This window comes from uncultured Cellulomonas sp. (genome assembly GCF_963527515.1).
Taxonomy (GTDB): Bacteria; Actinomycetota; Actinomycetes; order Actinomycetales; family Cellulomonadaceae; genus Cellulomonas.
Window position 1 is genome coordinate 1 of sequence record NZ_CAURTV010000111.1, and the last position, 11,073, is coordinate 11,073.

Here is an 11,073-nt window from a genome sequence, read left to right on the forward strand (position 1 = left end):
CTGCGGGGCGGTCTGCACGCGGCGCGCCCGCTGCCGGTGATCGCCCGGGCCCGCCTCGTCCCGGCGCCGGTCGCGCGGTCGTGGACCGAGCGGGTGCTGCTCGGGAGCATCGCGCGACGCGGACCCCCCGCGGTGGCCTGACCCCCACCCACCCGTCGTCCGACCGTCGTCCCACCCAGGAGCACGCATGCCCACCAACGACCCCCGTCCCACCAAGGCGGTGCGGCGCGACGAGGCCCGCGCCAAGGCCGCCCAGATGCGCAAGGAGCAGGAGCGCAGGGCCAAGCGGAACCGCATCCTCGCGATCGCCGGTCTCGTCGTCGCCATCCTCGCGCTCGTCGCCGTCGCGTTCACGATCGTCAACGAGAACCAGGCCAACCAGGCCGCCAACTCCGACGTCGTCTACGGCCAGGACGCCGAGAACGTGGTCCCGCCGTCCCTGGACGACGTCACCGCACCGGCGCCGGCCAACGACAAGGGCGGCATCCCCGTCAGCGGACCGACCGGCGACGACGTCGGCACGGCCGGCGAGGGCGACGTCGACCTGACCATCTACCTCGACTTCATGTGCCCGTACTGCGGCCAGTTCGAGACCACGAACGGTCCGGACCTGGACGCGATGCTCGAGGAGGGCGGCGTGACCATCACGTACCACCCCGTCTCGATCCTCGACCGCCTCGCGGCGGGCAGCTCGTACTCCACCCGCGCGGTCAACGCCACGGCGATCGTCGCGGACAAGTCCCCGGAGCACTTCACCGACTTCATCTCGGCGATGTTCGAGGACCAGCCGGCCGAGGGCACGTCCGGCCTGTCGGACGCCGAGATCGCGACGCGCGCCGAGAGCGTCGGCGTCCCGGAGGCGGTCACCTCGACGTTCACCGACACGGTGTCCGGCACGTTCGACACCGACACGGAGGAGGGCATCGCGGGCACCTGGCGGACGTTCGCCCCGTGGACGCTGGCGGCCACCATCCAGGCGGGCACCGACGTGCCGGAGTTCTCCACGCCGACCGTCCTCATCAACGGTGAGCCGTTCACGGGCTGGCAGGAGCCGGGCGCGCTGAAGCAGGCGGTCGACGCCGCCAGGTCCTGACCCCTCGGACGACCGGGCGCCCCACGGCGGGGCGCCCGGTTATCCTGGGCGCGCCCGCCTCCTTAGCTCAGTCGGCCAGAGCACCTGTCTTGTAAACAGGGGGTCATCGGTTCGAATCCGATAGGGGGCTCCACACGCTGGTCGCGTCAGCGGACGTGACCCGACGACGCCTCCGGGCGCGGGGTCCACGTCCGGACCGTCTCCATGGTCCAGAAGATCGCGAACAGACCGATCTCCCACCACTCGGTGACGATCACCGCGTACTCGAACCGCGCCACCCGCAGGACCAGCAGCAGCGGGAGCCCGGCCACCATGAGCACCGCGATGAGGCGGTACCAGCCGGTGTACGACGCCGCGGGGTCGGAGCCGGTCGCCGACGGCCACCCGTGGCTGGCGACGGCGGTGACCAGCCCGCCGATGAGCAGGAAGGTCGCGGCGAGGTGCACCCCGCCGAAGGCGTCGCCCTCGATGACCCGCCACGCGAGCAGGGCGAGGAAGCCGAGGCCCAGGAGCGTGGACCCCCGGAACAGGAACCGAGTGAATGGGGTGCGCCGCAGCTCCGTGCCCGGCCACTGCCCGGTGCGCCACTCCACGAGCAGGAACACGGCGGCGACGATGACGACCGCGAGGATCGTGAGCCGCAGGGAGTCGACCAGCTCCGCCCGCTCCCCGGGCGGCAGGTCGTCCAGGGTCCTCGCCAGGCCCGTCGGGACGAAGGCGACGACGACCGCGTAGAAGCCGGAGAGGTTGAGGGCGTAGTCCTCCAGCGGGCCGCCGCGGTACGCGACGAGGCAGACCGCGGTGCCGACCATGGCGCCGACGAAGACGTCCCGGAACGGGCCCAGGTAGTAGGCGCTGATCGAGCCGGCCACCGAGTGCAGGACCAGCGCCGCGAGCGCCGAGGTGACCAGCAGCAGGATCGGCAGGGCGATGAGCATCATCCGCAGGTGGCGGTAGGTCGCCCGGGCGACGTCGGACTCGGGCGGGTGACCGAGCTCGCCCGAGGTCGACATGAGGCGATCGTCCCGCCGCGCACGCCCGGCGTCCACCGGAGGAGTTACTCGACGCGCAGGTCCAGGCCCATCGCCTCGACGATCGTCACGGCCTGCGGGAGCGTGATGATGGCGCGGTCGAGCGTCACGGTCGCGGGGTCGATACCCGACAGGTCGCTGCCGCGCAGGTCGCAGCCGGTCAGGTCGGCACGGTGCAGCGACGCGCCCGCCAGGTCGCAGTCGCGCAGGGTGCCCCCGACGGAGCGGACGCCGGTGAGGTCGGCCTCCCGCAGGCGCACGCCCGTGAACGTGGCCGAGTGCAGGTCCGCGCCCGGCAGCGACACGAAGGACCAGTTGCCGCCCTCGACCCGGGCGATGTCCCATGTGCAGCCGTCGAACCGGGAGCCGATGAGCTTGCACCGCTCGAACCGCACGTCGAAGAAGTTCGAGCGGTGGAAGGTGCAGGAGATGAACGCTGCGTCGGTGTGCACGGAGGCGTTGAGCTTCGCGTTCCGGAAGACGCACTCCTCGAACACGGCGCCGACGCCGAACGCCTCGGTCAGGTCCAGGTCGAGGAACTCCACGTTGCGGAACTCCTGCCCGGACAGGTCCCTCGCGTACCAGTCCTCGCCGCGGACGGTCGAGGTGGTGGGGGTGGGCTCGCTCATGGAGCCGATCATGGTGCACCGGCGTCGGCACCGGGTGAAGATCTGTCGCGCGTGCCCGGGGGAGGAACGGGACGAGTCAGGCGGCCGGGCCGGTCTCCTCCAGCAGCCGCAGGGCCGCGCTGACCCGCGGGTTGCGCTTGGGGTCGCTGTCGATCCCGAGGGTGGCGTACATCCCGTTGACGTGGTTCTGCACGGACTTCTCGGTGATCCCGAGGCGGTCGCCGATGCCGGCGTTGGACAGCCCGGACGCCAGCAGCCGGAGCACCTCGTACTGCCGGTCGGTCAGCCGCGCGACCGCGGACCCGGCCCGGGGGGTCATCTGCGCCAGCAGCGCCGGATCCAGCACGGTCTCGCCCACCGCGGCTGCGCGCACCGCGCTGACCAGCACCTCTTCGCTCGTCGACGAGGTCTTGGACAGGTAGCCCCACCCGGCTGCCACGTCCGCGGGCAGGTCCAGGAGCAGGTCCATGGCGTCGTGCGCCGACAGGAGCAGGATGCCGAGGTCGGGCATCCGGCGGCGCAGCGTGACCCCGAGCGCGATGCCGTTGCCGTCGGGCAGGTCGATGTCCAGGACCACGCAGTCGACGGTCCCGGGCCGCAGGTCGCGCGCCGCCTCGGTGGCCGTGCCGACCGCGGCCACCACCTCGAAGCCGGGGATGCCGGACAGGGTGTGCTCCAGCATCGACCGGAACAGCGGTTGGTCCTCGACCACGGCGATGCGGAGCGGGGCGGTGCTGGTCACACTCATCGGCGCCAGTATCGTCTGCGGCTGGGTTCGGCGCGCGCGGTGCGCCGGACGGTACACGGACAGCCCACTCGGCGGCAGACGGAGGCGCGCACGATGACGACGTCGTCGACCGACTCCGCCGCGGACAGCGCCGTCAAACGGTCCGACCGTAGGCAGGACAAGATCACGCTGCTGCGCGGCACCGCGATCATCGCGCTGGGGTACGGCATCGGCGCCGCGCTCCAGTCGTCGTACGTCTACGCCGTCTACGTCCCCGAGTGGGCGCACATCCCGCTGTGGACGCGGCTGGTGGCGAACGCCCTGGCGGTCCTCGTGCTGGTGCTGGTCCTCGCCGCGGTGCGGGCGCACCGCGCCACCCGCCTCTGGGTCATGGTGGTGTGCGTCACGTTCGCCGCCACCGTCGCGTCGGGCGTCCGGTTCCTCGCCCAGGTGCAGCTCGGCGTGCACTCCGACGTGTTCGACACGGCGCGCGACGCGGAGCTGGTCAGCAGCGCGATCCTCGGGATCATCTCCGGCGCCATCGGCATGTGGGCGCTGGCCACCCGACGCGGTGCCCGGATCCGCACGCGGGCCGCCACCCGGAACGCGGTGCATGTCGAGGTGGCTCTGCGCGCGCTCGAGCAGGAGGAGATCCGCGTCCGCCGCGCCGTCGCGGAGGGCCTGCACGGCACGCTCCAGGCCAAGCTCGTGCTGGTCGACGCCCGCCTCGCCGACGTGCTCACGCGGGCCCGGGCGGGGGGCATGGGCGACGCCGAGATCGAGTCCCTGGCGTGGGTCCGCTCGGAGCTCGACGAGGCGCGCGAGACCGACGTGCGCGAGATGAGCCGGCTGCTCTACCCCGAGCGCATCGAGCTCGGGCTGGTGCCGGCCGTGCGCGCGCTCCTCGGCCGCATCCCGACCAGCATCGCCACGCGGCTCGTGGTCAGCGACGCCGTCCGGGCGATGGACGACCCGTCCGCATCCGCGCTGACGGTCAGCGAGCGGCTGCTCGCCGTCCGGGTGGTCGAGGAGGCGCTGACCAACGCGTTCAAGCATGGCCCCGCGTCCTCGTTGCGTGTGGACCTCGACGTCGACCACGGCGTGCTCCACGTGAGCGTCGAGAACGACGGGACGCTGTACGACCCCGCGGCAGCCGGCGCCGCCTCGGGGATCGCGCGGCTGGGATCCCGCCTCGAGCTCGTCGGCGGGCGGCTGCGTCTGTCGCCGGGCGGCCGGGAGAAGGGTGCCCGGCTCGACGCCTGGCTGCCGCTGGGGGCGGGCGCGGATTAGGACGCGTGTCCAGGTTGAGAGGTAGGCGGCTTACCTCCAGGGTGAAAGAAGTCGGCATCCCGGACAGCAGGGGTGCTGGCACCTCGGGTAGTTGAACGCGTGACCAACTCCGCGTCCTACCTTCGGGGTGGATCGCCGCTCGGCGCTTCCGTGAGCGGGTGTCGGGGAGGTTCCGATCCCGGTCCGCACCCGAACAGGAGATCACCATGGCAGTCACCAAGTCCAAGAAGTCCCGCAAGGGTCTGGCCGTCGGTCTCGCCGTCCTCGGCGTCGCCGGCCTGTCCCTCGCCTCCGCCGCCCAGCTGACGCTGACCAACAGCTCCTCGGCGCTGTCGCAGGCGGCCACGACCACCGTGTCCGGCGCGTGCCAGCAGACCGACGTCGCCGTGTCCTTCGGGACGACGCCCGCCGCCGGCACGCTCGGGACCGGCGCCTCGTTCGGCTACAACGCCACGGTCGACAGCCTGGTCCTGAACAAGATCGACGCCGCGTGCGCCGGCAAGACCATCAAGATCGCCCTGGGCGACACCGCGGGCGTCACGCTCGGCACGCCGTACTCGGGCACCGTCGTCACCGGTGGTGGCGTCCTGTCGCTCACGCTCAACGGCACCACGCCGCTGATCACGATCCCCGCGGCCGACGTCTCCAAGATCACGAAGGTCTCCGTCACGATCTACTGACGGAGCCTGGATCGAGCCGTCCGCAGTGGACACCGAGCGTCCCGAAGCAGCCGACCGCCCCGGTCGGCTGCTCCGGCGCGTCCGGGACGTGCTCTTCTGGGCCGCAGTCGCGGTCTGTGCGTTCCTCCTGTGGCCCACGAGCCTCGGCGGCTGCACGACGCTCACCATCGTGAGCGGTCACTCGATGGAGCCGACCTACCTCACCGGTGACCTCGTCGTCTCACGCTGCGGCGAGCCCACCGTCGGCGACGTCGTCGTCTACCAGCCGCACGAGCTCGGGGGCGCGCGCATCATTCACCGCATCATCGGTGGCGATGCGGCGGGCTGGCAGATCCAGGGCGACAACAACGACTGGGTCGACCCCTTCGCGCCGACGGACGACGAGGTGCTCGGCGTCGCGACGTTCCACCTGCCGAAGGTCGGCCTCGCCGTCACCGCGGTCACCAGCCCGTGGATCTGGGCCAGCCTGATCGTCCTGGCTCTCGCGATCCTCGTCTGGCCTCGCGACGACGAGGACGACGACGGCGAGGACGACGACGAGGCGGACGACGCCGAGGCCGACCAGGTGGTCGAGCCCGCGCGCGATCCGGCGGTCGTGACGTGACCTCCACCCTGCGGCACCGCGGACCGGTCGCGGCACTGGTCGCCCTGGCCGCTCTCGTCGCGCTCACTGTCGTGCCGGCGTTCGCGGCCGGGCTCTCGCTCGTCGGCAAGCCACGGAGCTTCGCGGCGACGTCCGCCCGGTGCACCAACGGACCCCTCACCGTGGCCCCCAGCGGCACGGTGGTCTCGGGCCAGTACACCGCTGTCACCGTCACGGGCATCACCGGGTCGGCGTGCACCACGGGACGCGTCCTGGTCCACGACTCGACCTCACCGGGGACAGTCCGGTTCAACGGGGCGGGAACGGTGACCGGGACGACGATGACCGTGACGTCCGCGGCCTTCACCCCACCGGCATCGAGCGCGGCGTCGGTCTACCTGACGTTGAACGGCTGGATCGTGCCGGCCACGTGGAGCTACACCGCCCCGACGGGCCCGGTAAACCGGTGCGAGGTGCGCAAGGTCTCGGACGGCTCGGTGGACCTCACGCGGCCCTGCACGGTCACGGGTCCGATCACGTCCAACTACTGGGGCAGCCCGGGGTCCGGTCTGGCCAACTACCGCACCGTCTTCAGCGCGCCGGGGATCCTCAACGACCAGTACGTCGCGTTCACCGTCACGATCTCGGGAGCCCCCAGCGGGTGGTCGTGGGCCAACGCGGGGCTCACGCGCATCGGCAGCGGAGGCTCGGTGTCGTCCCGCTGCTCGGCGCTCCCGACGGTCAGCGGTCGGCTCCCGGCGAACTACGGCACGACGCCCGAGTTCTACGTCGAGATCGTCGAGAACCGCACGGGCGTCGCGGGGATCGTCTGCCAGCCCTGACCGCTCAGCCCAGCGGTGACAGCTCCGGGCGCTTGGGCACGCGCTCGTCCCCGGACGACCTGCCCCGCAGGCGTCGGGTCGCCCACGGGTACAGGTGCTCCCGCACCCAGGCGGCGTCCTCGCGGGCCTGGCGCATCCGCGGGACCGGTGGCAGGGGGGTGAGCGGGTCGTCCCAGGCGGGGTCGTCGGGCTCCAGGCCCAGCGCCACCAGCGCACCCTGCGCCACGCGGGCGTGCCCGTCGGTGGTCAGGTGGATCCGGTCCTCGGCCCACATGCGCCAGTCCCGCAGCGACCGCATGCCCCACAGGTCCACCACGTAGGCGCCGTGCCGCCGGGCCATCGACCAGATGAGCGCGTTGTAGATGCCGACGCGGCTGCGGGTGGCCTTGACCAGCGGGCTGTCGGCCGCGTCGACCCCCGTGCCCAGCAGCACGTCGATGCCGGCCTCGCGCAGCCGGACGACGCCGGCCTCGAGGTTGCGGGCCAGTCGGTCGACGTCGGCGGCCGGGCGCAGGATGTCGTTGCCCCCGCCGACGAGGCTCACCAGGTCCGGTCCCATGGCGATCGCCGCCGGCACCTGCTCGAGCAGGATCGGGCGCAGCAGCCGGCCTCGGATGGCGAGGTTCGCGTACTGCAGCGGAGGCTCTCCCGCGTGCGTGCGTCGCTCGGACAGGTGGGACGCCAGCAGGTCCGCCCAGCCGCGCTGCGGGGCGTCGCGGCCGTCGGGGTCGTCCCAGAGACCCTCGGTGAACGAGTCGCCGATGGCGACGTAACGGGACCAGCGGGGCGTGGAGGACTCAGTCACGACGACAGTCTGCCAAGGATCGTCAGGTCAGTGACCAGTCGACAGGGTGTGCACCCTGCGCCACCAGCAGCGCGTTCACGCGAGAGAACGGGCGGGAGCCGAAGAACCCGCGGCTGGCCGACAACGGGCTCGGGTGCACGCTCTCCACGGTCGGCACCGCGCCGAGGAACGGCTTGAGGGACTGCGCGTCGCGCCCCCACAGGACGGCCACCAGCGGACCGCCACGGGCCACGAGCGCCTCGATCGCGCAGTCGGTGACCGCCTCCCACCCCCGGCGCCGGTGGGAGGCCGGTGCGCCCGGCCGGACCGTGAGCACCCTGTTCAGCAGCATCACCCCCTGGTCCGCCCAGCGGGTCAGGTCGCCGTTCGCCGGGGGCGCGACGCCGACGTCGGCGACGAGCTCGGTGAAGATGTTGGCCAGGGACCGGGGCAGCGGCCGGACGTCGGGCTGCACGGAGAACGACAGGCCCATCGGGTGACCGGGTGTCGGGTACGGGTCCTGGCCGACGACCAGCACCCGGACGTCGGCGAGCGGACGGTGGAACGCCCGCAGGACGGCGTCGCCGGCGGGCAGGTAGCCGTGACCGGCGGCCGCCTCGTCGCGCAGGAACTGTCCCGCGGCGCGGATCTGCGGCTCGACGGGGGCGAGGGCCGCAGCCCAGTCGGGGGCGACGAGCTGGTCGAGAGGGGCGGCGTTCACGAGCGTGAGGCTACCGACGGGACCCGGTGTGCGGCTCGCGGGTGACGACGCGCCGCCGGGAATGACACGCGTGTCATTACGGTCGTACGATGACGGACGTCGGTCTCCGCCCGGGGCGGACGCCATCGCCGAGAGCACAGGAGGACGCATGGACGCCGCGACGATCGTCATCGGATCGCTCCCGCAGCCCAGCAGCGTCTCCGGTCCCGCCGGTGCGCAGGGTCTCTCCGAGCGCGACGAGCAGGTCCTCGCGTTCGAGCGCCAGTGGTGGAAGTACGCGGGCGCCAAGGAGTCGGCCATCCGCGAGCTGTTCGACATGTCGGCCACGCGGTACTACCAGGTGCTCAACGCCCTGATCGACGACCCGGCGGCGCTCGCGCACGACCCGATGCTCATCAAGCGGTTGCGCCGCATGCGGTCCTCCCGCCAGCGCGCACGCACGGCCCGCCGCCTCGGAGACGCCTGATCCACCCGTCTTTGCGTGCCGGCGTCCGCATCCCTGCACGTGACACGGCCCACGTACGGCCCCAGGTGGACCCGCCCGCACGGCACGAGCCGTTAGCCTGTCGGCCGTGAGCAAGGCGGAGTACTCCTACCCCGAGGACGAGTTCGACGTCCCGTCCAACCCCGACGTCCCCCGGGGCGTGCACCGGGCACCCCGGTCCGCGTGGAACCGGTGGTGGCCGTTCCTCGTCGTCCTGGTCCTCGCGCCGGTCCTCGCGTTCGTCCTGGTGAACCTCGCGGCGCGCGAGGGCAACCTCCCCACGCTCCCGGGCACGTCGGACTCACCCGTCGCCGAGGACGAGCCGACCACGGAGACCCCGGCCGACGGCGAGACGCCGCCCGCCGACGAGGGTGCGGAGACGCCGCCCGCCGACGAGCCGGTCGCACCGACCCCCGTCCTGACCACGCCGGTCGCCGTGCTCAACGCGGCCGGCATCGGCGGCATCGCCGCGGCGCAGGCCGAGAAGCTGACCACCGCCGGGTTCACCGCCGTGACGACCGGCAACGTCGAGTCGTCGTTGGACGACTCCGTCGTGTACTACGCGTCGGAGGACCAGAAGGTGACCGCCGACCTGGTCGCCTCGACCCTCGGGCTCACGGTCGTGACGCTCTCCGCACCGGACGCGGGCACCGGGATCGCCGTCGTGCTCGTGAGCGACCCGGACGCCTGACCGACCCCCTGACCAGGGCTCTCGCCCCGGACAGCCCGGTCCGAGACGACCCTGGCCCGCGCCCGATCGCGGCCACTAGGCTCTCGCGCACCGGGCGCCGGCGGAGCGCTCGGGTCGAGGCGTCGACGAGTGGCAGGAGTACGCATGGCCCAGGGCATCGTGAAGTGGTTCAACGCGGAGAAGGGGTACGGCTTCATCACCCCGGTCGGGGGAGGCGCCGACCTCTTCGTGCATTTCAGCGCCATCCAGTCGGACGGCTACCGGTCCCTCGAGGAGGGGCAGGACGTCGAGTTCGAGGTCGGGCAGGGCACCAAGGGGCCGCAGGCGGAGCAGGTCCGCGGGCTCTGACGCAGTGCAGCGACGGGCCGCGCACCCCCCGGGGCGCGGCCCGTCGCCGTGCCGGCGCCTCCGCTCGTCAGCGCTCCAGCGCGTCGAGGGCGAGCAGCACGCAGGCCGCGCTCCAGCCGAGCGGGGCGACGGCGGCGGGTGAGCCGTCGGCGAGCACCTTCTCCGGGAGCGACCCCGACGGGGTCCGGTGGGAGTCGAGGAACGCGAGCCAGCCGTCGGCCAGCGCGATGTCGCCGTGCTCCGCGGCCACCCAGGCGTAGAGCGAGGTCTGCGGGGTCCAGGAGACGCCGTCGTCGCGCCAGCCCGCACCGGGGGCCAGCCCGTTCGCGGGCCGGACCATCGACACGGCCGACGCCCGCCACGCCTCCTGCGCGCCGGGCACCTCGGTGGTGAGGAACGGCGGCAGCAGGAAGGCGCTGGCCGCGTCCGCGTGGCCGCCGTCCGCGTACCGGGCGAACCCGGTCGGGCCGAACGCGCGGATGACGGCGACCTTGGAGCGCAGCGCGGCGTCGAACGCCGACCGGGCGAGCGCGTCGTCGCCGGTGAGGACCAGGAGCTCGGACGCCTGCTGCAGGCCGGCCACCAGCGGTGCGACCGTGCCCAGCGTCAGGCGGTCCTCGGGGACCTCCCAGTAGTCGGGGGACGCGGGCGGCAGGCCGTCGCGCCCGACGAGGGCGATGGCGTGCCGGGCGGAGCGCTGCAGCAGCGGGCGCAGACCGGCAGCCGCCTCCGCGCGCTCGTCGGGGTCGAGGATCTCCGCCAGCACCAGGCCCGACGCCCACAGCGCCCAGCCGGTGCCGTCGGTCTGCACGCCGCGGTCGTCGGGTGGGCCGGAGCCGTCCGGCAGGTACCGCGCCTGGAACGACCCGTCCGTCGCCTGCACCCGGTCGAGGAACGCGAGGATCTCCAGGGCGTCCCGGACGTGCCCGGTCCGGGCCAGGGCGACCGCCACGAACGACGCGTCGCGGGGCCACACGTACCGCCACTTGTCCGACCAGGCCGCCACGGCGGCGCCGTCCGGGAGGACGAGTGCGTGCAGGTCGAGCAGCGCGGCCCGCGCCATGCCCTCGTACGGCCCACCGGCCCCCGGGAGCGTCCCCGACGCCAGCCAGGCGCGCTGCCGGTCGGCGACGGTGGCGGCGGCGCGCACGGTGGCGCCGTGACCGGTCG

At 73.1% G+C, this 11,073-nt stretch carries 14 protein-coding genes and 1 tRNA gene; 9 read left to right on the forward strand and 6 right to left on the reverse strand.

The window, feature by feature from the left end; translation table 11 throughout:
- Positions 1 to 187: 187 nt before the first annotated feature.
- Together RYN42_RS17510 and RYN42_RS17515 are read left to right on the forward strand one after the other, a co-directional pair.
- The gene (locus RYN42_RS17510) at positions 188 to 1,093 is read left to right on the forward strand and encodes a thioredoxin domain-containing protein (protein WP_315098089.1); all 906 of its coding nucleotides are present in this window, start codon (positions 188 to 190) and stop codon (positions 1,091 to 1,093) included.
- 56 nt (positions 1,094 to 1,149) lie between these two features.
- Positions 1,150 to 1,226: transfer RNA gene (locus tag RYN42_RS17515), tRNA-Thr, on the forward strand.
- Positions 1,227 to 1,239: 13 nt separating this feature from the next.
- Here RYN42_RS17515 and RYN42_RS17520 read toward each other — a convergent pair.
- From RYN42_RS17520 to RYN42_RS17530, 3 genes are all read right to left on the reverse strand, one after another.
- Complete coding sequence (locus RYN42_RS17520; protein ID WP_315098090.1) at positions 1,240 to 2,106, reverse strand: hypothetical protein; 867 nt, start codon at positions 2,104 to 2,106, stop codon at positions 1,240 to 1,242.
- Between the two features lie 44 nt (positions 2,107 to 2,150).
- Entirely contained in the window at positions 2,151 to 2,753 is a 603-nt protein-coding gene (locus tag RYN42_RS17525; protein ID WP_315098091.1) for a pentapeptide repeat-containing protein, read from the reverse strand.
- A gap of 76 nt (positions 2,754 to 2,829) precedes the next feature.
- Positions 2,830 to 3,501: a response regulator transcription factor gene (locus tag RYN42_RS17530; RefSeq protein ID WP_315098092.1), complete on the reverse strand. Its 672-nt coding sequence runs from the start codon at positions 3,499 to 3,501 to the stop codon at positions 2,830 to 2,832.
- A 93-nt stretch (positions 3,502 to 3,594) separates the two neighbouring features.
- Here RYN42_RS17530 and RYN42_RS17535 point away from each other — a divergent pair, with 93 nt between their 5' ends.
- The 4 genes from RYN42_RS17535 (at position 3,595) to RYN42_RS17550 (ending at position 6,875) form a co-directional block, all read left to right on the forward strand.
- On the forward strand, positions 3,595 to 4,770 hold the full coding sequence (locus RYN42_RS17535) for an ATP-binding protein (protein ID WP_315098093.1): 1,176 nt from the start codon (positions 3,595 to 3,597) through the stop codon (positions 4,768 to 4,770).
- Positions 4,771 to 4,976: 206 nt separating this feature from the next.
- The gene (locus RYN42_RS17540) at positions 4,977 to 5,450 is read left to right on the forward strand and encodes a hypothetical protein (RefSeq protein WP_315098094.1); all 474 of its coding nucleotides are present in this window, start codon (positions 4,977 to 4,979) and stop codon (positions 5,448 to 5,450) included.
- A gap of 88 nt (positions 5,451 to 5,538) precedes the next feature.
- On the forward strand, positions 5,539 to 6,054 hold the full coding sequence (locus tag RYN42_RS17545; RefSeq protein ID WP_315098103.1) for a signal peptidase I: 516 nt from the start codon (positions 5,539 to 5,541) through the stop codon (positions 6,052 to 6,054).
- The gene (locus RYN42_RS17550; protein WP_315098095.1) at positions 6,051 to 6,875 is read left to right on the forward strand and encodes a hypothetical protein; all 825 of its coding nucleotides are present in this window, start codon (positions 6,051 to 6,053) and stop codon (positions 6,873 to 6,875) included. The genes RYN42_RS17545 and RYN42_RS17550 overlap by 4 nt, the downstream gene beginning before the upstream one ends.
- Before the next feature lie 4 nt (positions 6,876 to 6,879).
- Here RYN42_RS17550 and RYN42_RS17555 read toward each other — a convergent pair whose 3' ends face one another.
- On the reverse strand, positions 6,880 to 7,680 hold the full coding sequence (locus RYN42_RS17555; protein WP_315098096.1) for an SGNH/GDSL hydrolase family protein: 801 nt from the start codon (positions 7,678 to 7,680) through the stop codon (positions 6,880 to 6,882).
- Between the two features lie 22 nt (positions 7,681 to 7,702).
- Positions 7,703 to 8,380, reverse strand: a complete 678-nt coding sequence (locus tag RYN42_RS17560; protein WP_315098097.1) for a uracil-DNA glycosylase — start codon at positions 8,378 to 8,380, stop codon at positions 7,703 to 7,705.
- 148 nt (positions 8,381 to 8,528) lie between these two features.
- Here RYN42_RS17560 and RYN42_RS17565 point away from each other — a divergent pair, with 148 nt between their 5' ends.
- From RYN42_RS17565 to RYN42_RS17575, 3 genes are all read left to right on the forward strand, one after another.
- Positions 8,529 to 8,846 (forward strand): DUF3263 domain-containing protein, encoded by a 318-nt coding sequence (locus tag RYN42_RS17565; protein ID WP_315098098.1) that lies wholly within the window; start codon positions 8,529 to 8,531, stop codon positions 8,844 to 8,846.
- A 106-nt stretch (positions 8,847 to 8,952) separates the two neighbouring features.
- Entirely contained in the window at positions 8,953 to 9,555 is a 603-nt protein-coding gene (locus RYN42_RS17570) for a LytR C-terminal domain-containing protein (RefSeq protein WP_315098099.1), read from the forward strand.
- 144 nt (positions 9,556 to 9,699) lie between these two features.
- Positions 9,700 to 9,903, forward strand: a complete 204-nt coding sequence (locus RYN42_RS17575; RefSeq protein ID WP_315098100.1) for a cold-shock protein — start codon at positions 9,700 to 9,702, stop codon at positions 9,901 to 9,903.
- Positions 9,904 to 9,970: 67 nt separating this feature from the next.
- Here RYN42_RS17575 and RYN42_RS17580 read toward each other — a convergent pair.
- Positions 9,971 to 11,073: glycoside hydrolase family 15 (locus tag RYN42_RS17580; protein WP_315098101.1), on the reverse strand; the 1,103-nt coding region annotated here is incomplete at its 5' end.